At 37.4% G+C, this 19,535-nt stretch carries 21 protein-coding genes; 16 read left to right on the top strand and 5 right to left on the bottom strand.

What is annotated here, in order from left to right; all coding sequences use genetic code 11:
• Positions 1–54: 54 nt before the first annotated feature.
• Both M901_RS11960 and M901_RS11965 read right to left on the bottom strand, forming a co-directional pair.
• Positions 55–1,017, bottom strand: coding sequence for an NAD(P)-dependent oxidoreductase (locus tag M901_RS11960; protein ID WP_034722015.1), 963 nt, complete (start codon positions 1,015–1,017; stop codon positions 55–57).
• Between the two features lie 467 nt (positions 1,018–1,484).
• Positions 1,485–2,687 carry a YiiX/YebB-like N1pC/P60 family cysteine hydrolase gene (locus M901_RS11965; RefSeq protein ID WP_021278462.1) on the bottom strand — a complete coding sequence of 401 codons (1,203 nt, stop codon included), beginning with the start codon at positions 2,685–2,687 and terminating at the stop codon, positions 1,485–1,487.
• 186 nt (positions 2,688–2,873) lie between these two features.
• Between M901_RS11965 and map the strand changes: the two genes are divergently transcribed.
• Both map and M901_RS11975 read left to right on the top strand, forming a co-directional pair.
• Entirely contained in the window at positions 2,874–3,638 is a 765-nt protein-coding gene (gene map / locus M901_RS11970) for a type I methionyl aminopeptidase (RefSeq protein ID WP_021278474.1), read from the top strand.
• 137 nt (positions 3,639–3,775) lie between these two features.
• Positions 3,776–4,450: a (2Fe-2S)-binding protein gene (locus M901_RS11975; protein WP_021278468.1), complete on the top strand. Its 675-nt coding sequence runs from the start codon at positions 3,776–3,778 to the stop codon at positions 4,448–4,450.
• 16 nt (positions 4,451–4,466) lie between these two features.
• Here the strand turns inward: M901_RS11975 and M901_RS11980 are convergent, their stop codons facing one another.
• On the bottom strand, positions 4,467–5,039 hold the full coding sequence (locus M901_RS11980) for a hypothetical protein (protein ID WP_021278479.1): 573 nt from the start codon (positions 5,037–5,039) through the stop codon (positions 4,467–4,469).
• A 94-nt stretch (positions 5,040–5,133) separates the two neighbouring features.
• On the opposite strand from M901_RS11980, the gene tatC reads away from it, so the two are divergent.
• The 11 genes from tatC to M901_RS12035 all read left to right on the top strand — a co-directional run bounded on the left by tatC (position 5,134) and on the right by M901_RS12035 (position 13,329).
• Entirely contained in the window at positions 5,134–5,856 is a 723-nt protein-coding gene (tatC, locus tag M901_RS11985) for a twin-arginine translocase subunit TatC (protein WP_034722018.1), read from the top strand.
• A gap of 55 nt (positions 5,857–5,911) precedes the next feature.
• A complete protein-coding gene (locus tag M901_RS11990) occupies positions 5,912–6,778 on the top strand; it encodes an Hpt domain-containing protein (RefSeq protein WP_021278480.1) in 867 nt (288 codons plus the stop codon).
• 2 nt (positions 6,779–6,780) lie between these two features.
• Positions 6,781–8,118 (top strand): HD domain-containing protein, encoded by a 1,338-nt coding sequence (locus M901_RS17270; RefSeq protein ID WP_021278465.1) that lies wholly within the window; start codon positions 6,781–6,783, stop codon positions 8,116–8,118.
• A gap of 35 nt (positions 8,119–8,153) precedes the next feature.
• Positions 8,154–8,636, top strand: coding sequence for a DUF4149 domain-containing protein (locus M901_RS12000; protein ID WP_021278475.1), 483 nt, complete (start codon positions 8,154–8,156; stop codon positions 8,634–8,636).
• Positions 8,633–9,616, top strand: coding sequence for an ADP-glyceromanno-heptose 6-epimerase (gene rfaD / locus M901_RS12005; protein WP_021278473.1), 984 nt, complete (start codon positions 8,633–8,635; stop codon positions 9,614–9,616). The genes M901_RS12000 and rfaD overlap by 4 nt, the downstream gene beginning before the upstream one ends.
• The gene (locus M901_RS12010; RefSeq protein WP_021278467.1) at positions 9,609–10,034 is read left to right on the top strand and encodes a FliG C-terminal domain-containing protein; all 426 of its coding nucleotides are present in this window, start codon (positions 9,609–9,611) and stop codon (positions 10,032–10,034) included. The genes rfaD and M901_RS12010 overlap by 8 nt, the downstream gene beginning before the upstream one ends.
• A gap of 129 nt (positions 10,035–10,163) precedes the next feature.
• Positions 10,164–10,562: a hypothetical protein gene (locus M901_RS12015; RefSeq protein WP_021278471.1), complete on the top strand. Its 399-nt coding sequence runs from the start codon at positions 10,164–10,166 to the stop codon at positions 10,560–10,562.
• A 3-nt stretch (positions 10,563–10,565) separates the two neighbouring features.
• Complete coding sequence (locus M901_RS12020) at positions 10,566–11,015, top strand: hypothetical protein (RefSeq protein ID WP_021278461.1); 450 nt, start codon at positions 10,566–10,568, stop codon at positions 11,013–11,015.
• Positions 11,016–11,261: 246 nt separating this feature from the next.
• Positions 11,262–11,774 (top strand): TraR/DksA C4-type zinc finger protein, encoded by a 513-nt coding sequence (locus tag M901_RS12025; RefSeq protein ID WP_021278481.1) that lies wholly within the window; start codon positions 11,262–11,264, stop codon positions 11,772–11,774.
• Positions 11,775–11,969: 195 nt separating this feature from the next.
• Positions 11,970–12,566, top strand: a complete 597-nt coding sequence (locus tag M901_RS12030; RefSeq protein WP_021278464.1) for an iron-containing redox enzyme family protein — start codon at positions 11,970–11,972, stop codon at positions 12,564–12,566.
• 40 nt (positions 12,567–12,606) lie between these two features.
• The gene (locus tag M901_RS12035) at positions 12,607–13,329 is read left to right on the top strand and encodes a hypothetical protein (protein ID WP_021278469.1); all 723 of its coding nucleotides are present in this window, start codon (positions 12,607–12,609) and stop codon (positions 13,327–13,329) included.
• On the opposite strand, the gene M901_RS16650 is transcribed toward M901_RS12035, so the two are convergent.
• Both M901_RS16650 and htpG read right to left on the bottom strand, forming a co-directional pair.
• Complete coding sequence (locus M901_RS16650; protein WP_021278478.1) at positions 13,313–14,626, bottom strand: HAMP domain-containing sensor histidine kinase; 1,314 nt, start codon at positions 14,624–14,626, stop codon at positions 13,313–13,315. The genes M901_RS12035 and M901_RS16650 overlap by 17 nt on opposite strands.
• A 313-nt stretch (positions 14,627–14,939) precedes the next feature.
• Complete coding sequence (gene htpG, locus M901_RS12045; protein ID WP_021278460.1) at positions 14,940–16,793, bottom strand: molecular chaperone HtpG; 1,854 nt, start codon at positions 16,791–16,793, stop codon at positions 14,940–14,942.
• Positions 16,794–16,961: 168 nt separating this feature from the next.
• Here htpG and M901_RS12050 point away from each other — a divergent pair, with 168 nt between their 5' ends.
• From M901_RS12050 to M901_RS12060, 3 genes are all read left to right on the top strand, one after another.
• Positions 16,962–17,486, top strand: coding sequence for an asparaginase domain-containing protein (locus tag M901_RS12050; RefSeq protein ID WP_021278463.1), 525 nt, complete (start codon positions 16,962–16,964; stop codon positions 17,484–17,486).
• An 11-nt stretch (positions 17,487–17,497) separates the two neighbouring features.
• Positions 17,498–18,175 carry a hypothetical protein gene (locus M901_RS12055; RefSeq protein WP_021278466.1) on the top strand — a complete coding sequence of 226 codons (678 nt, stop codon included), beginning with the start codon at positions 17,498–17,500 and terminating at the stop codon, positions 18,173–18,175.
• A gap of 208 nt (positions 18,176–18,383) precedes the next feature.
• A partial coding sequence (locus M901_RS12060; protein ID WP_157679985.1) for a hypothetical protein occupies positions 18,384–19,535 on the top strand: 1,152 nt, incomplete at its 3' end.

Raw genomic sequence — 19,535 nt, forward strand, 5'->3', positions numbered from 1 at the left:
AGACTCAAAATTCTTAATTACCTTGTCGTTCATTTTATCACTCATGGTTCACCTCTATATTAGTATATCATTGATTATTTTATTCTTAAGAAGAAGCCTCTCGTATTTCTTCTTAAACTTATCTTCTTCTAACTCAAAGAAGTCTTTAATAGTATTTAGCTCATGTTCAATAATGACTTGGTCAATATCTTCATAGACTCCAGCAATATGTGAGCTAAGATGAATATTCTTATGGAAGCTAAACTTTGAAAAATCACAAGGCTCTTTTTCAAAGACATCAAGGTAGACTTTTGAATCGGGTGATGACTTCAGATATTCAATAAGTGCTTGCTCATCAATGATCTTTCCTCGTGCTGGGTTAATGATCGTGACAGATTTATTCAGCTTATTAAAGAATTCCTTATTCAGAAGATGATGAGATGTTTTATTTAAACTGGCCAAAACAATAACTGTCGTCACCTTTGAATAATTTATCGTCGTCTCTCCAAGAAACGGATCAAGAAGTTGATATTCAAGTTCAGAATTCTCGAGGAAGCTTGTCATTTTTTGACCAATATGACCTCGACCAATAACAAGAATATTTTCCTTTCGAAAAGATTTTCTTTCAAATTGTCGTGTGGGTTCCCACTGTTGATAGAATGGAATTGGTCCCATTGAATCAAGAAGGCATTGAACACTATAAAGATAAACAGCGTTAGCTCTAATTGTATTACCTACCACAATTGGGAAGTTGGCCTGCTCAACAAAGGATTGAGGGAGATTGTCATATCCTGAATTGGGATGAATCCAAAGTTTGATATTAAAGGCCTTAAGCTTTTCACTTAACTCTTTGACAGGAGTTTGACTTGTTGAAATGACAACAACTTCAGAGCTTGAGTTTTGTTCAAGCTCTTCAAAAGCTGTCATATATTTTACATTAGGAATTTCTTCGATATGTGTCTTTTCTATCTCTCTAAAGTTAGAGACTTGATATTGTGACACATCTGGTCTGAATATAAGATGTTGTTTGGCGTTCATGCCAAACAACATACTAAGGATTTTAATTATTGGCCATATACCATTTGTTGGTAAACTGTTTTACAGCTCTTAACATACTTCCACTCTGGTCCATGGTCCTGGTGATTCTTTCTTCTGTATGTTTTACACTTCTTTTGTTTCTTATCAAAAGAGGCCTTACCAAGTTAGCTTAGATCTTTTACTATTCTTTCTAAATGAAAGGTTTTTACCCATTTCCTCTAGAGAGATGTGTCTTACTTTCTTGGCCTTATTTGCGATAACGGCCATCTCAAACTTAACTGGAGAGTTATCATAGTAAGCTAGTGAGATAACCTCATCTGGTGAGATCGTATATCTTCCAAAGACATATGATGTCGGCCACTTAATATGTCCAAAAGCATGGTAAGGAACTTCTGAACAAACAACTTTCTCAAGAGTGTGAACATCAAAGTTAAAGTCATACTTCTTATCAAGTTGGTCAATGGCACCTACGAATACTTTTTCATAGAGGTCAACGATTCTTTAGGTAGATTCGGTTGTCTAACAATTGTGATCTCATCAATTTCCATGAATTCTCTAAGAGAAACCATTCTTGATCCTGGTCTGATTGATTCAAGGATCGTATTTCCTTTTCTAATTTCTGATTGTAGAGGAATGATCTTTGGGTGTGACCACATTCCAATCTCTCTAAGCTGCTCTTCCGTTCCTAGGTAGACAGCAATATGTCCAAAGTGTCCTGGAATGAAAAGATCTGTTAGAGCAAATGGTGTTTTCTCAGCAATAATATCGAGTGGCTTCAGGGTTTCCATTAGGTAGTTATGCGCCCAATAGTGGTCGTAAAGGTATCCATGTCTCCATCTTACAGAGCCAACGATATTACCAAAAACACCTGATACAAAGTTTGTGAAGTTGTTAAAGACTCTTACGATTGAATCCCAAAAGCTCCAAAGCTTCATTCTAGGATAGCTTCTCTTTTGAATCTCTGTTGAAATAGGAAGCATTTCAAATTGGGCAATTTGTCTTGTTAGAGTGACATCCATTTCTTGTAGCATAGGAACTCTATTGGCATAGACTTCTAGAGTTTTACTCTTTAAGAATTCTTTAAACTTCTTATCATTAATAAGTTTTACACTTGCTTTAAGCTTTTTAAGAGATGGAACTTCCTTTGCTCTTACTCTATAGATATCTTTTAGAATACGTCTGACTTTTCCTTCACTGAAGTAGTGATCATAGGCACTTGTGAAAAGGTCAAAGACATTGAGGTAACCTGTTAGCCAGATCATATTTTCTTTTGTTCTTTGCGTATTGTTTGGATAGTACATCTTCTCTTCAAGACTTAAGTAGTAAAGCTTACCAAGCTCCATATTCTTATCCGTCACAATAAGAAGAGTCTTCATAAAGAGATCGAGGGTTGCGATTTCTGCACCAGTGAGAACTTCACCATTATTGAGTTTGTTCACAATCTGAAGTGAGTACTGCTTGCTGATTTGCTTGAAATCCTTTCCTATCTTGATGAGATTGACGATATTTTCAGTATTGGCCCTTGTGTGATCTTTATGGGCGTTCCTTTCAATATTGATCTCTCCAGTTCTATCAATGATATTCAGTAGCTTGAAGTTGACGGACTTCGCTAAGGTACTGAAACTTAATAGAATATAGATGAAAAAAGGTAGTAATTTCAAGTTCTTCAAATCTCTCTCCTGAGTGTATAATCGATACGCAAGTGAAATTATTGTAGCGCATTGCGTTATTGATTTGTGCTTCCTTGTACTTTTTACAATGGGTGTATTATATATAAACAGTTGAAAATACAAAAGCGATGGCCATCAATGTAAGTATTTGTTATGGTCGGCAAAACTTAAAATAGGAAATAGAAGATGATCTCTATCAAGTCTAAGCGTGAAATTGAACTAATGAGGGCCACGAGCCGTCTCGCTGCTAGTACTCTTGAGTATATTGAACAATTCATTAAGCCAGGTGTTTCAACGGAGGAGTTGAACCAGATCTGCCATGACTATATTGTGAAGAATGGAGCATACCCATCTCCACTCAATTACCATGGGTTTCCTAAATCAGTTTGTACTTCTCTTAATGAAGTTATTTGTCACGGAATTCCGAATAAGAAAGACGTTCTTAAGGATGGTGATATTCTCAATATTGATGTTACGACTTATCTCAATAAGTTTCATGGTGATACAAATAAGACATTCTTCGTTGGGAATGTTTCAGAAGAAGCGAAGAAACTCGTTGATGTTACTTATCAATGTATGATGGCGGGGATTGAACAAGTTAAACCAGGTGGTCATATTGGTGATATTGGTGCTGTTATCGAGGAAATTGCTCACTCTCATGGTTACACAGTCGTTGAAGATTACTGTGGGCACGGGATTGGAAGAGAGTTTCATGAAGACCCACAAGTTGTTCATGTTGGTAAGAGAGGGACAGGGGCCGTGATGAAACCTGGGATGACTTTTACAATTGAGCCAATGATCAATCTTGGTGTAAAGCACTGTAAAGTTCTTAAAGATGGTTGGACTGTTATTACTAAGGATAAGAAACTTTCTGCTCAATTTGAGCATACAATTCTTGTAACAGATGATGGATATGAAATTCTCACTTTAAGAGAAGAAGAAAAGAAGTAGATGTTCAATAACTCTCGTGTGAAAAAATCATCGGCGCAAACTTTACTCAAAAAATTCAAACTAGTCTCGATGGAGTTGAAGACTCTATCGAGATTGAGCTTCTCTTAAACCCTAAGGGAAAACTTGAAGACTTTAGCGTGACTGGTACACAGAAGGTTCGCGATCTCTTTATTGCACTTCTTGAATTGGTTGTGGGGAAGAACTTTGAGTCTTTAGCTACTCCAAGCCTTGTCTATGAGGTGAGTGACGATCAATTGGTTAAGACCTATTGGTGGCAATTACTAGATGAAGTTCATTTCCACTTTAGCCCAGTACTAAGTGATATTACTTCACAAGGAAGTATTAAAGAGAATCTTATTTGTCGCTGTTTTGCCGTTACTGAAGCTGAAATCAAAGATGCGATTTCTCAAGGAGCAGGAGATATTCTCACGGTTACAAATATGACCAAGGCCGCAGGTGGTTGTGCTCATTGTGTAAGAGATATTCGAAGCTTTATCGAGAATTCTGATTCAGAGTTTATTCTTAAGCAAGATAGTGACGAGTCTGAAAATGAGAAGTCTATTTATAAAGCGAAATATCCAAGGCAGAGAGTTAGTGGTAAGTGGCCGGCAGCTTTTCTATCTCAAGATCTCGTTCCATTTCTTAAAAATCTCAATGAAGAGAGTGGTGCTGATTTTGAATTAATGGCATTGGTTGAGGATCATCTCTACATTAGAACAAAAGCAGGTGACTCTTTAAGGGCCAGGCTTGAATCTTTTTTAGCTGGATGTCAGTTTGAAGATGGGAGTGGGCTTAAGGTTTTTTATTCTTAGTCGTTCTTAGTTGCTCTTAGTTGTTCTTTGTCGCTCTTTGTGAGCATCTCTCTAAAATTTTATCGGCATGTTTAAGCTTTGAGAAGATTGCCTTTATTTCGTTATATGAGCCATTCATATCCTTTGGATCGACAATATCTTCAAGATAGCGATAGCGTGAGTACAGAGGAATGATCTCTGGAATTTCTTTTTCAATACACTTCGGTGTCTTAGCAACAGTTTGTAGATAAGACAGGTATGTAATTAGCAGACGACCACTATTTTCTTTAATTGTCTCAAGAGAAGACTTTTCAATGAATTGATTCTTCGAGGTTTGAAAGAGTCTTTCTTTTGGATGAATGAGATTCTCAAGTAGAAGTAGAGAAGGGTAATTTGATTTATCCTGACAAATTTTCTTATAAACCCTAGGAATAACCTTGAGATCACTTAGCGACGAGATCTCTTCAATCATAAGTTGGTTGAGCCTATAATTAGGCCCTGTGTATTTCTGTTTGGCATAATGAGATTCTTCAGCTCCTAGACAGTGTAGGAGACTCTGGGCAGAAACATAAGATGTTAAAATTACATAGGCCAATAGGATCTTTTTCATTTTCTTTTACTATCTCTTTAAATTCATTTATATATTATGTATATCGGACAGTAATTTCCAATACTTAAATATCTCGAGGTAACTTTTGAAAGAAATGTCACTTGTTGAACATTTAGAAGAGCTTAGATCAACTTTAATCAAAGTCGTGCTCATTCTCTTTGTGACGTTCTTTCTATGTTATGGTTATGGAGAGCATATTCAAGAAATTCTCCTAAGACCACTTCGAAATGCCCTGGGGGCAGATGGGAAAGTTGTCTATCTTGGACTTCTTGATAAGGTCCTTTCACAATTTCAGGTGGCCTTTTACTCTTCAGTAATTGTCTCTAGTCCTCTTTGGTTCTACCAGGTGTGGAAGTTCATCAAACCTGGACTCTATGATTATGAGATAAAGGCCGTAAGACCGTTTATTTTCGTCGCTTTCATCTTCTTTTGTCTAGGTGTATGCTTCGGATATTTCTTAGTCTTTCCACTAACTTTTGAAACACTTCTGCAGTTTGGAGTTGCTGGGGTAGAGGCCACGATCGGTCTTAAGGATTACTTAGTTCTCTCAACTAAAGTTCTTGTTTTCTTAGGAATACTCTTTCAACTGCCAAATGTTCTTCTCATTTTAGGCTTTATGGGGATAGTGACAAAGCAGTCCCTACGTAAGATGCGAAACTATGTCTATGTGGGCTTTGCTGTCCTCTCTGCCATGTTAACGCCTCCAGACCCTTATACGATGATGGGGCTTTGGGTACCGCTTGTGGTGCTCTTTGAGGTGGGGATTATAGCGGTTGCACTTATTGTTCACCCATATTTGGCCAAGCAACATTCATAAATTTCCTCTTATATCTCCTTGATATTCTGATAAAATATCCTCTAGGAGATGAGACATGGATAACCCCTTACTCGCTGAATTTTCAGTAGAGGCCGGCGAGCTTCTTGATGAAAGTGAAGATGCACTACTTGAATTAGACAAAGGTAAAGACCCCCAAGAATGTTATAACTTGGTATTTCGCTGCTTTCATAGTTTGAAGGGCTCGGCAGGTATGATGGGGCTTGATGATATGCAAAAGCATATGCACCTTGTAGAGGATCGCTTTCAGTCTTATTCGGACAAAGTGGAGGATCTCAAGGGCATGGTTGATTACTTTCTTATGAGTATCGACGTGGCCAGAGAGATTATGAAAGGCAACGCCGTAGAGTTTGATTACCGTGTTGATCAAGTCTTTGAAAAAGAGGAGCAGGATGAATTTGATGAGCTCTCTCGTGATCTCTTTAAGCGCATGGAACTGCCAATTCTCGTCGTTGGTTCAGGAAAGGCCAGTGCTAAATCAATAATTGAATCCCTACCAAATAAAGAAGTTTTCTGTGTCGCTACGGCAAATAAACTTGATGCCGTGAAAGAGTTATCTAAGCCGATCACTATAATTGTTAAAGAAGAACATCTTACAAGTGTCACATCTTATCTCGAAGATAAGAGCGATGAGCATACTCTCATCGTTTGGGGCGAGAAGGCCCATGATAAATTCTTAGTTTGGAATGAAGCCATGGGAGGGGATGCTCTCAGAATTATTATTGAGACTTTATCAGAGAATCGCGTTTTAAAATTTGCCTATAATAAGGCGGTAATGCTTCTTCTTTATCAGCTAAGTGATATTGAAGACTTTCTCATTGAAAAGAAGAAAGCTCATATTCTTAAGACCTTAAAAGTAGAAATCAAGGAATTGATGGAAATTAAGGCGAAGGTGAGGAAGTAATAATGTTACCAAGTACAATGAATGTGACATTGGCAATTTCTAATAAGTCATTACTTGATAAGGTGACTTCTATCATTAGCTCTTTCAAAGATGTTGGGCTTGTTAAGAATGTTAAAGACTATCAAGAGTTAATGCCTGAATTGGAAAAGACAGATAAGAATCTCTTCTTTGTCATTGATTTAACATCTGAGACTTTTAGTGCTGTGACTGCGAAAGCGCAAGATATTGTGACTGATCACGATAAGAATGTCATTTTCATCGTTAATGATGATCAAAAAACTGATGAGAAATATAGTGCTATTTTAGATAATGTCATTGGAGCTAATTTTAAGCTTATTGAATTATCTTCACTGATAAGCGATTTAAAATCTGAAACGGGTAGTGATAACTTCCCAATACCAATTAATAATTTCTATAAAGTGACAGCGTTTCCTTGTGATATTTTTGTCAAACTCGGTGTTGATAAGTATGTAAAGATTGCTAATGAGAAAGACCCTGTTGACGACAATTTTATTCAAAAGTTTAAAGCAAAGAGAGTTGATTCATTCTATGTAAAATCACATGATTTCTATGATAAGTGTACCGCACTTTTTTCTGACAAGCTTGCTGATGTTAAGCTCTTTGATACTAAAGAAGAATACGTTAGAAAGAGTCAGGAGATTCTTCATGGTATGGTTAAAGATCTTGGAGTGAATGAATTTATTGTCTCTAAAGTTAATGAAACCTTAGCTAGTGTTGAAAAAGAATTGCAAAAACCAAACTTAAAGAAAGTTTTCAATCTCTTTGAAAAGATGAAGGGGACTTTCATCTACGACCATAGTTATTTGACTATGATGTTCTGTAATATTCTATGCAAACATATGGATTGGGAGAGTGAGCAAGTTAGGAGTAAATTGGCAATGGCCTCAATGTTCCATGATCTGGGTATGGCCAATCCTAAAAAGGCCTTTTATGAAGGTGCTGGAAAATCAAAAATTACAACGATGGATCAGGAGTTGAGCCAGGAGATTCTTGATCATGGAAGGATTATTGCTGAAATGTTACAGGCGGATAAGGAGATGCCACAAGAGGTGATCAATATTTGTCTCAATCATCATGAGGGGCTGGGGCCAGAGGAGTCTTATCCTAGGGGACTCACGGGTACTAACCTTACGCAACTAGAGTGCGTCTTTATTGTGGCCCACGATTTTGTTCTCGAGCTCTATAAAATTGCTTTTAATACGAGTAAGATTCAAAAGGCTTATGATGCTGTTGCCCAAAAGTATACTTCGGGTAATTTCAAGGCGATTATGAAGGCCTTTGAAGTGGCCTTAGAAGAAGAGATTAAGCCTAGCATCTAATTGCCGTAATCTAACGCAATTGCTATGATATGGGCATGAATAACTTGTTACAAAGAAACTCTCATCAAAGCCTGGCCCTTGCCCTGGCCTTCTGTTTATCTTGGATGTTGGCCACAATCTTCATAGATTTCTTGGCCGTCCCTGCCGTTTTTCAAACGGTCACATCAAGAGATGAGGCAGCTAGCCTTGGTGTCACAATCTTTACACGTTTTAATTATATTGAAATTATCTTGGCCCTCTTCCTCTGTATCTTAAGTGTGAAGTCGAAGAGAATTATTTCCCTCGTTTTAATTGTATTCCCACTTCTCTACGGTCTGTATCTCAGTCCAAATATTGATAAGATGAATAAATTAAAAATGGCCACAATTGATGAAGACCCTAAAATGGAAAAGATTCAGGCAGATCTTGATTTCTATCACAACTTCTATGTGAAGGCAGACTCTGCTAAACTATTACTACTAATTTTACTTTTTGGATTACAATTAAAAGACTTATATAAAAAAGAGGAAACCTTATGATTATTGTGACAGGTGGTGCCGGTTTTATTGGAAGTATTCTCGTTGGAGAACTTAATAAAATGGGACGTGAAGATATTATTATCGTTGATCGTCTGGCCGAGACTAATAAGTGGAGAAATATTAGAAACTTAAAATACGCTGATTATATTCATGCGGATGAACTCTTTCTTCCTGAATATGCAGATGTATTAGATAATGCTTCATGTATTTATCATATTGGTGCTTGTTCAGCGACGACTGAAATGGATATGGATTACCTGATGAAGAATAATGTTCTTTATTCTAAGAACCTTTTCCAACTTGCCGTTGAGCTTGATATCCCATTCATTTATGCTTCATCTGCTGCAACTTATGGTGATGGTGAACTAGGATATAAAGACAATCACGATGGTATTCCAGCTCTTAAGCCTATGAACCCTTATGGTTATTCGAAGCAACTCTTTGATGAGTGGGTTCTCAAGCAAGAACGTCATCCTAAACTTTGGTTTGGATTTAAATTCTTTAATGTCTATGGTCCAAATGAATACCATAAAGAAGATATGAGATCTCTTGTCCACAAAGCATTTGGGCAAATTAATGACTCAGGAAAGGTTAGACTCTTTAAGTCTCACAAAGAGGGCTTTGAAGATGGAAAACAATTAAGAGACTTCATTTATGTTGTCGACGTTGTAAGAGCAATGATTGAAATGAATAATCCTGAGAATGTAGATCATTCGGGTATTTATAATCTTGGAACAGGTCAAGCAGACAGCTTTTATAACTTAGCTGTTGCAACATTTAAGGCCATGGGAAAAGAGCCGAATATTGAGTTCTTTGATATGCCTGAAAGACTAAGAGGGCAGTATCAGTACTTTACAGAAGCGGATATGACAAAGTTTAAAGAGGTTCTGCCAAGCTTTACTTTTATGGGACTTGAAGAAGGTGTTAAAGACTATGTCGTCAACTATCTTCTTAAGGAAGATCCACACTATAATGGCTAAGTTCCAAGGGGGTCTTGATGAAATGATCAAGGCCCTACAACTTATGAGCTCTAACGAGCGCAAAATCCTTCTCAGTGAGCTCTCTAAGAAGGATCCACAACTTACTCAACTCATTGAGAGCAAGCTCTATAACCTTGAAAATCTCAGGGATATTACGGTGAAAATGCTTGTTGAATTTCTAAGAGAAATCGAACTCACAGATCTTGCTTTGGCCCTAAGGCTCTATGATAGAGATTTACAAGAGTATATTCTTTCAAAAGTATCCAAATCAATGGCCCTTGATATTCGTGATATTTTAGATGGCCCGAAGCGTCGTCAGTCTGAATGTGAGGAGGCCCTTGCTAAAGTCCTCGCTATTTTTCGTCAGATGATCGATGAGCAACGCTTGATCCTTTCTAAAGATGAAAAGCTTGTCTAGATAGGTATATCATCGTTTCATTTCGCGTATGAACTAATTCTATATTATCTAATTATTAGATTGAAACTATCCCAATAATATTGTTTTATGTCTGTGTTTGAAGAGTTATAAATAATTTGGAGGTAGGAAATGAAAGCTATAAAAGTTGTATTAATGTTGGTTTTTCTTCAATCAATCGCCTCGGCCTCAGTATCACTGGACTGTTACGATTCATTCTTTGAAAACTATCAAATTCTAGATTCAAAATCATTTGTGGTACACGATGATATTCTAGATGCTGACTTTGAAGAAAATCCAGTATCGTATGTTAAGGAAGCAATTCTCAACGTTGTTGAAAAAGCTCCGGGATGTCAAAAAGGTTCTAACGGTAATAAGGCCGTTCCAATGGACCTTGAAGTTTCTTGTAAAGAACTTGTTCCTGGTAAGTCTTACTCAAGAAGTTGTTTTGCTGAATCAAGTCTTGGTTACTTCTTTGTAAATCAAGATATGTTAGGAAACGTAAACGTTATCTTCAATAGATGGGATTAAGAAATGAGAAGTCTTCTAGTTATCTTTTCAATTCAATTCTCCGTTCTTTTCTCAGTTATTGGTTTTGCTAATAACGCACAAGCAGAAATGCTATGGTCTGTTGACGAAATTTATCACTTGGGAGAGGTCTTACATTCATCTCGTTATGATTATGAAGAGGGAATGGAGATTTCTTTCAAGAGATATTCTCTTCTAAGAAAAGAATCGGGAATCAAGTCAGAACAAAGCGAATGCTATGAGTCTTCAGTAGAAGAGATCATTCATGATGTTGCAAAGGCCGTAAGAAATCACCGTTCTTTCTACTATGATGAGGAGTTTGATTTTGATTCTTCATTAAAGGTTCTCTCTGATAAACTTTCTCAAATTAGAGGCGTAAAGAAGTGTTATGAGGGCGCAAAACAGGTCTTCTATAGCGACTCTAATGAGTTTGTTGTTTCATATAAGTTCCTCTAATAGTTAATTCAATAACTTGTCTATTTTGGCACTGAAGTCATCAAAGTGACACATTGCCTCCGAAAATGTCCCCACTTTAGGGACAAAATTCCACCACATTCGAGCAAATCTTATTTAACTTAGGGCGTAAAACTTGGCACGCACCTTGCTTTATATAGCCACGAGAGGGCGATAGGATGTTGCCGCTCGAGACACGGATGATCAATTTTGGAAGGATTCCATATACTAAACCTTTAAGGAGGACCTATGAACACGACAGATCTTAAGCACTTTGAAATTCTTTTTGGAACAATGAAAGAGCAATTACTCGCCAAGGCCAAGTTAGAAGGTGGAGATCTTGAAGCGTTAAGGAATGGTGACATCATCGATCAGACGACTAATGAGAGAGATGCTCAATTATTATTAAAGTTACAAGGTAGAGATAGATTCTTCTTAAAGAAGGTGAATCATGCCTTAGAAAAAATAGCTTCTGGTACATTTGGAGAGTGTGAAGAATGTGGAGAAGACATCACTATGAAGAGACTATTAGCAAGACCAATTGCAACTCAATGTATTCACTGTAAAGAGGAACAGGAAAGAGAAGAGGGACAAGTCCGTTACTCAAAGAGATCGCATACAAATGGTAAAGGAATTTTAAATACAAGTTCTCAAAATATTGTCTCATTTCCTGGTGACAATAACGCAACTGAGAAAGATGCTAATGTAGTGAACTTAAGCAAATTCACAAGAAATTTAGAGGAAGGGGCGCTAAGCTCCTAATCATATAGAATCACGAAATCAATAAGAAAGGAGGCGAATGTCTCCTTTTTTTATTGGCACTATTCTATGAACACAGTTTGTGTATTTAATTGAAATCTCAATGGTCTATATTTAATAATGAAAATTTCTTTATAATCATTTCTTATGGAGATGACTCAAACTTCTTTGAGTATCATTTAATTTGAGAGGATTAATATGTTTTCAATTAACGACTTACCTTGGGAAAATGAAGAATTCTTGGCCAATTACTTTGCACAAACTTATTACTACGTAAAACACTCTGAAAAACTTCTGGCACTTTGTATCTCTCGACTTGATGACGAAGGTCTCATTAAGAGGTTTAAAGAACATATGGCCGAAGAGAACTCTCATGAGAAACTGGCCCTTGCTGATCTTAAGAAATTAGGGAAGAAGATTGAAGATTACCCTGAACATCCTCTGACGAGTTCTTTTTATGAGTCACAGTATTATAAAATTGAGCATCAACATCCCTTAGTTCTGATGGGCTATATTCAGTATCTTGAAACATTGGCCGCAAAAATTGGTCTCGATATTTATCATCAGATTGAAAGTGGGGCAGGTGTAAAATCAAGCTTTTTAAAAGTTCATGGAGAAGAAGATATCTCCCATGTTCAAAAGGCCAATGAACTTATCAATAAACTTCCAATGGATTTACAGGAATTAATTAAAGTGAATGCCTCTCAATCTGAGTATATATTCTTACAACTCTTGAAGGCCATGGCGGTAGAGGCAACTCAAAAGCAGGGGCAAACTGCAAAAGTGGCCGCATAATTTTTCTGGCTTTGCATAGGGGCTAGCAAGGAGAATATGTATGAAGGACCTAGAATTATATTTAATACCAGGACGTAATATAGCAAAAGAGTTTAGAGATATTTATGAGAAAACATATTCCATGTGGAAGAAGGTTTGGATTGATACGATGACCGACGAGTGGTCTCAAAAAGAAGGGATGATCTATTCTGATGAGTTCACAAGACAGGATGAGATACTGACTCTTTTTTATAAAGGAGACTGCGTTGGGTGTGTTTTTATGAAGTCGGCGGACTTCCATGAAAGTTGTGCAAGAGATGACTCTTATTTTAAGGTTTGGAATGACCTTGCTATTCAAAAATTAATCAGGAAGGGAAAGAATATCTTAGTTTGCTGTAATTTTACGGTCGCGAAACAGTTTAGACGAACTCAAGATGGCATACGCTGGAAAGATGTCTTGGCGACAATGGCCGTCAAGAGACTTGAGTATTCAGATTTTGACGCTATGACGGGAACGATGAGGCGATCTAAAGGGATGCATACAACAACGCTTAAAGTAGGGGCACAGATGGTTCAAGAAAATGTTGATTACTTTATTTGTGGAATCAATGAGCCTGTTGATCTGGTTGTTTTTTATAGAGATTCTATTCAACTCAATCTCTCCGCTGAAATTGAGGCGATGATCGATCAGACATGGCAAAGGGTCGTTGCCCTTGCTCTACCTCTTTACTATCAAGTTGAGAGAGTTGAGCAAGGAGATAATATCATTAGAATGTCAGGATAACTTCTGTACCTTTATTAACTTCAGAGCTTATAGCTATATTTCCACCATGGTCTTCCATCAGTTCTTTTACGATCGGAAGGCCAAGTCCGGTCCCGATTTCTCCACGAGTACCAAATGTTGATTTTCCTTCCTTTGTAAAAACACTTGCCAGTTGATCCTCTGACATTCCAACTCCTGAATCTTTAATTCGAAGAAGGATTCTATTGTTATTATCCTTCATTGCCTTGATTTCAATTGTCTCACCAGAGTGAGAGAATTTAATCGCATTCTTTAAAATATTTCCAACGATACAAGTTTTAAAAAGATTCTCGTCAAAGAGGACTTCGACTCCCGGAGGGAGTTCTGATGTGACTTTTATAGAGACATTCTTCTCATCGGCCATCTCTTTTAAGGAATCCGCTGATTGAATCAGGGTATTCTCGAAATGAATCTGAGTTATTGGCACAGGGCGATCTTTATTTTTAAAATATGTTCTTACAAATCTCAAAAGAGCGAGTGTCTCATTAATCTTATTCTTTGTTTTTGTTAGGTGCCTCATTTCTTCTGTTTTGATAACTCTCATAACTGAGAGATCAATGACTTGTAAGGCATTGCTGATATCATGTGAGAGAATTGAGTTGAGGGTCGTGAGATCCTTAGTCTTATTTTCAATAATCCCTGTGAGTTTCTTCTCTTCAACTCTAAAGATCTCTTGTAGTACAAAGAAAGGCAGGAATGACGAAAAGAGAATATAAGTGAAACTTCCCGTAACCCAGCCCCACCATATCACTGTTGGGTCAGTAGAAAGTCTATTAAAAGCAAAATTAAAAGTTGTGACAATTGAGTAGATGAAAACAAATATTAAGATTCCATGAATTGGAGTCGCTTTTTGAAAGTTCTTAATATAGGCCCTAATAGAGTCAATTACTGGATAGAGGACTCCAACAACAATAGGTATACAGAATTGCGTGAAACTAAAGCCATTATTCTTCATTATAATTGCAGTTAACATTACTGCAATTTGCGCCAAGAGGTACTTAGTATAATTAAATTTTTCATCAAATGAGTTTTGATAAATCTTGGCAATAATCGCCGCAGGAACCACATTCAGGGAGAATGCTAAGGCTATGATGAGATTATCAACAGATGACTGGAGTGGAGTTTGTATGAGAAAGAGAATGACCACTGAAAACCAGTAGAGAGTCATGGTTTCTAAGAGTTCTTTTTTCCAAATTCTCTTCAAGACAAAGTAGATAATTAAATTAAGCAGCGACAAAGCAAATGTTGTCACAAATGAAAGTTTGATTGCTTGTTCCATAGTAACCTTACGAATGTGTTCAATTGATGCAACTTAGCAATAACTTTTTATTGAGTAAAGAAAATTTATCTGGAGTGAAAAAACTAATATGGATTAAGCAATTGTATTTACAGGAAAAAGAAACCCGCCGATTTCTCGGCGGGCCCTTGAACATCTTATGATATGTAAGTATTGAAAACCAGGAAGACGTCCAAGTATGTGTTGTTCGTTTTCTTCGAGTCTATAAACTCATTCTATCATTACAGTGCTAAATTAGAGAGCTCTTGGATAAGTTCCTGAGATCTCTTCACAAAGTGCTCTCTTTGCTCCATATCTAATCCCTCACTAGACAGATTTGCGAGGTCTTCCACATGAACGCAGATTTTCTTTGCAAGCTCATCATTCTTTCCATCAGTATGTAGCTTAGAGCATTTTGTACCAGTGGGTTTTGAGAATTGATCACAAGTGTCTTCTTTGTCGGGAAGGCCCCTGTTTGTCCCATGCCTTTTGCCATATGGGCAAATCTCTTCATTTGCTCATCAACCTTAATGTAGGCCGGTGTTGTCGCATTCTTTAGTTTTCCAATTTCAATTTCTTTGTCAGCAGGAGTATTCTCTTCAGTCTTAGTTAGACCTAAGAACTGAGTAAACATTTCTTTGACTTTGATATCGTCTTCAGTTGTGTTTTCACCACCAAGGAGATTTTCAATTTCAGAGTCTACTGAGACAAATGAAATTTCCTTGTCACCAATTTTGTGGGCCTCACAGTGTTGAATAAAGTGAGGGTCAATATGATCATCAGTTTCTACAGCTGATAGTCCAACTTCTTTTAGCTGAGCTAAAAGAGATGCGTTCGCCTTATCTTTTTCGTAGTAGAGAATCTTTCCTTCCATTTTCTCTTTGTAATCAGCAGGAATTGCTTCTGCATACTCTGATACTGTGAAGTACTTACCTTCATTTGTTTTGAGAAGGGCCCTCTCTCTCATCAGTTCATCGAACTTTGTTTCTGAAACACATCCATATTTTACGAAGAGACCAATATCATCCCAAATTTGTTCGTACTTCTCTCTATCTTTCTTATGAAGCTTTTTCAGGGCCTCGGCCACCTTCTTCACGATATAGTTAGAGATCTTTCTGATATTTGGATCACCTTGAAGAGAAGACCTTGAAACATTCAGTGGAATATCAACTGAGTCAATTGTCCCTTTTAGTAGGCCAAGGAACTCAGGGATAATATTCTTAACATTATCTGATACGAAGACCTGGCGACAGTAAAGTCTAATATTCTTTTCAGTGAAAGGCTTAGTCGGATTAAATTTTGGGAAGAAGAGAACACCATCTAGTGTGAATGGGTGGTCTACTTTGAGATGAATCCAAAATAGCGGGTCACCATCCATTGGATAGAGCTTTCTATAAAAACCTTTATAGTCTTCATCTGTGAGCTCACTTGGGTCTCTTTTCCAGATAGGGTTTGTTTCGTTTACGATCATTGGTTGCGCTGGAACTTCCGCGGCCTCTTCATCGATAGAGCCATCTTCTTTTCTTGGTTTTACTTTTTCAAGTTCATCAAGAAGTGAAATAGGGTATGGCATAAAGTCACAGTGATTCTTTAATGTCTCATTAAGTTTCCATTTTCCAAGGAACTCTTTTGATTCTTCATTAATATGAAGTGTGATTGTTGTACCAACTTCAGTTTTATTCGACTCTTCAAAAGTGTAGTCAGTATCACCTTCACAAGTCCACTTTGTTGGTTTTGCTCCCTCTGTCATCGAAAGAGACTCAACAGTTACCTTATCTGAAACCATAAAGGCCGAGTAGAAACCAAGCCCAAATTTACCAATGATATCTTTGTCTGATTCTCCACCAGCTTCTTCTAGTTTTTTTACAAATTCCTCTGCTCCAGAAAAAGCAAGTTGTGCAATATATTTTTCAACTTCCTCTTCAGTCATCCCAATTCCATTGTCGATAAGCTGAACAGTCTTAGCATCACTATTTACACGAATATCAATCTTTCCTGTTGGCGTTTTCTGGCCTGTTTGTCTGGCGAGAGTGGCCCTCTTAGTAATTGCGTCACTAGCGTTAGCAACTAGCTCTCTAAGGAAAATATCATGCTCTGAATAGAGCCATTTCTTGATAATAGGGAAAATATCTTGAGTCGAAACTGAGATATGTCCTGTGCGTGTAGTCATTTTCTTAACTCCTTTTACAAAAATTTTGCTCATATACAATATGGGGCCCAAGGCGTGGACGTCAAGGCTAGAAAAATTGATATAGTCCTCATTTTTCAGTTTTTCTCTTGATTTAAAACGAGTAAGATTGTCCGAAATTTGTAACTACTCAATTATAGGTGTCTGTTAATGAAGCGCATTGTCAATCGCCAGGATATTGTTCTCGTCACGACTGGTGGAACAATTGAAAAGTCATATGACGAAATGGATGGGTCACTCTCAAATAGAGAGTCAATTTTGAAGCAATTCATTATTGATAAGTTGCGTTTGCCTCATACAAATCTCCACGTCTTTAATATTATCAATAAAGATTCTCTTTATTTTACAGATTACGATCGTACTCTTTTGGCCAAGACTCTTTCTCTTCAAATGGAGAAGAAGATTCCAATCGTTGTCCTACATGGAACGGATACGATGAGTAAGTCAGCTGAATTTATTTTTAAAACACTTCCACATATTGATGTGCCCATCATTTTCACTGGGGCCATGAAGCCAACTGGCTTTATGGATAGTGACGGTCTTCAAAATGTGACAGAGTCTCTTATTGCGGCCAAGCTCTTGGAGCCTGGTGTCTATATTAGTTTTCATGGTCGTGTTTTTTCTGTGCCTGGTGTTCGCAAGAACGTCCAGACAAAAACTTTTGAAGAATGTTAATTGGAGAATAGGTGGAGCTTAATTTCTTAGATATCTTTTATCGTATGATGGAAACTTTTAAAAACGAGTTTAAAGGTATCATAGGTTATATTCTGGCCCTTTCTTTTGTCTCATCTTTAACAATGATTTTCTCTGGAGCGACAGATACTGCTACAATTATAACGGTTGGGTTGACTGAAGCGATAGTTGGAAGTCTTATAACTGTTCTCTTTTTAAATTTCTTTTTAGCTAAACTTAGAGGTGTTGAGTTCTCAAGTCGCAAGGCTTTTTGGGACTATCCAACTTTTGTCTTCTATAATCTTGGGTTTGGGATTCTCTGTCTGCTTGGTTTTGTGGCCTTGATTATACCTGGTCTCTTAGTTCTTTATTTCTTTTTATTTTCTCCCATTGTCTCAATTCTCTTTGATACGGACAATAGTTCGAACAATACTAAAGAAGAGGGGATACTTCATAAAACAAAGAGATTCGCAGCAGTGGACTATAGTGTCTATACCATTGTCTTTGTTATTTCTATGGCGTGGGAAGGAGTAAGTCTCTTTCTCTCAAGAGTCGTTGATATTTTAGGGAACCAGCAATTTGTGATTCTACCAGTGAGTTTCATCTCTGCGACTTTTACTCTTTTGATCTTGGCCCTTATTGTGACTTTCTTAGAGTCGGCCTCTCAAAAGCTCCAAAATGACCACCAATAGAGGCATTTGGTCTCTATTAGTCTATTTGAATTATCCATAATATTTCTATTAATTGTCTGACTGTTTTACCCGAAATCACGAGTATTCAACTATTTAGTGGGCGACACTTAAATATTTATCGGCAAAGCTTTCCTATTATCCCTTAAAATAGAACTACTTGGTCAAACTCCATGTTGATCTGGGCGATAAGCTCTATGGAGAAGATTATATGAAGAATGCCTTATGTATTTTGACATTACTAAGCTTAATTCTGAGTTCCTGCGTGGCGCCTCAGAATCCTGCGAGCCGTCGAGTAGGATCAAACTCTGACGTCACTTCTGGTGGTGATAGCACTGGGGAGAATAACGGAGGAAGTGGGGCAGTTCCAGGTGATAATGACCTTGATACCGATACGGCCCTAACAACTGCTAAAGTAGAAGTCACACAAATCGTTGATCCCAATACAGGAACTTTTAGAAAGAAAGTTTCAATCCCAAAAAACTTTGAGGGATATCTCTATCTTTCAGGTCTTAATATTGCCGCTTTAAAAGAGCATATTATTTCAGTTCGTTTCTACATGGGAAGAGAGAGACATGTGATTTCAATTCCTGCGGTTATTGGACGAGTTGTAGGGGGATTGCAACAATCGAGTGAAATCGATGTTATTATTCTCGATGTTCAAAACCAAGCCTTTAGAGACACGAGATTACTCTACGATCTCTTCGATTATAATGACTATGATGAAACTGGGACTGTTCTTGATCCAACTCAAGACCCAACAAACTCTGGTCTATATTGCCGTGGACTTCTTCTTGAAGATGACCCAACTTTTGAAGGGTCTCTTACCAATACTCAATGTGATGCGGCCGGAGAAGTTTGTTACTATGCTTATGCAAAAATAAGTGATTCTGGTCTCTATTCAATTGAAACAGATGATGATGGAAATAATGTTGAGGCCACAGACAGACCACTCTACGAGCAATATGATAAGAGTGGAAATGGTTACGCAAGTGAGTTAGAAGCAGATAACTTGAGAAAGTGTCTTCCTGACAATAAAGACTTAACAAATTTCAAGAGTGTTCTTGGAACAAGTACTTCAAGTCTTACATCTCTTACTTATGGTTCGGCCTTTACTGATGAGAATGGTGTAGCAAGACTCTACAAAGGTCCATTCCGTCTCTTTGCTGAGTCTGATTGGCAAATTTCTGGTGCCGCTCTATTTAATTCTGATCCAGAATCTCCAACAGGTTTATTTCAAGATTATTATACTGTTTTACAGCCTGATACAGGTGTGAAGTCTTATCTCTTTCCAAGAGCTGGAAAGATTAATTACTCTCAAGCAGGTGTTCAATACTTCGGTTCTGACGATCCTTTTGGAATT

The organism is Bacteriovorax sp. DB6_IX, assembly GCF_000447775.1.
In the GTDB taxonomy this organism is placed as follows: Bacteria; Bdellovibrionota; Bacteriovoracia; order Bacteriovoracales; family Bacteriovoracaceae; genus Halobacteriovorax_A.

What these genes read in the sequence shown, in the direction of transcription:
- M901_RS12035 (WP_021278469.1), top strand. Translation starts at nt 12,607, where the DNA reads ATGAAGGACCTAGAATTATATTTAATACCAGGACGTAATATAGCAAAA.
- M901_RS12050 (WP_021278463.1), top strand. Translation starts at nt 16,962, where the DNA reads ATGAAGCGCATTGTCAATCGCCAGGATATTGTTCTCGTCACGACTGGT.
- htpG (WP_021278460.1), bottom strand. Translation starts at nt 16,793, where the DNA reads ATGACTACACGCACAGGACATATCTCAGTTTCGACTCAAGATATTTTC.
- M901_RS17270 (WP_021278465.1), top strand. Translation starts at nt 6,781, where the DNA reads ATGTTACCAAGTACAATGAATGTGACATTGGCAATTTCTAATAAGTCA.
- rfaD (WP_021278473.1), top strand. Translation starts at nt 8,633, where the DNA reads ATGATTATTGTGACAGGTGGTGCCGGTTTTATTGGAAGTATTCTCGTT.
- map (WP_021278474.1), top strand. Translation starts at nt 2,874, where the DNA reads ATGATCTCTATCAAGTCTAAGCGTGAAATTGAACTAATGAGGGCCACG.
- M901_RS16650 (WP_021278478.1), bottom strand. Translation starts at nt 14,626, where the DNA reads ATGGAACAAGCAATCAAACTTTCATTTGTGACAACATTTGCTTTGTCG.
- M901_RS11960 (WP_034722015.1), bottom strand. Translation starts at nt 1,017, where the DNA reads ATGAACGCCAAACAACATCTTATATTCAGACCAGATGTGTCACAATAT.
- M901_RS12010 (WP_021278467.1), top strand. Translation starts at nt 9,609, where the DNA reads ATGGCTAAGTTCCAAGGGGGTCTTGATGAAATGATCAAGGCCCTACAA.
- M901_RS12025 (WP_021278481.1), top strand. Translation starts at nt 11,262, where the DNA reads ATGAACACGACAGATCTTAAGCACTTTGAAATTCTTTTTGGAACAATG.
- M901_RS12020 (WP_021278461.1), top strand. Translation starts at nt 10,566, where the DNA reads ATGAGAAGTCTTCTAGTTATCTTTTCAATTCAATTCTCCGTTCTTTTC.
- M901_RS12015 (WP_021278471.1), top strand. Translation starts at nt 10,164, where the DNA reads ATGAAAGCTATAAAAGTTGTATTAATGTTGGTTTTTCTTCAATCAATC.
- M901_RS12000 (WP_021278475.1), top strand. Translation starts at nt 8,154, where the DNA reads ATGAATAACTTGTTACAAAGAAACTCTCATCAAAGCCTGGCCCTTGCC.
- tatC (WP_034722018.1), top strand. Translation starts at nt 5,134, where the DNA reads ATGTCACTTGTTGAACATTTAGAAGAGCTTAGATCAACTTTAATCAAA.
- M901_RS12030 (WP_021278464.1), top strand. Translation starts at nt 11,970, where the DNA reads ATGTTTTCAATTAACGACTTACCTTGGGAAAATGAAGAATTCTTGGCC.
- M901_RS11990 (WP_021278480.1), top strand. Translation starts at nt 5,912, where the DNA reads ATGGATAACCCCTTACTCGCTGAATTTTCAGTAGAGGCCGGCGAGCTT.
- M901_RS11980 (WP_021278479.1), bottom strand. Translation starts at nt 5,039, where the DNA reads ATGAAAAAGATCCTATTGGCCTATGTAATTTTAACATCTTATGTTTCT.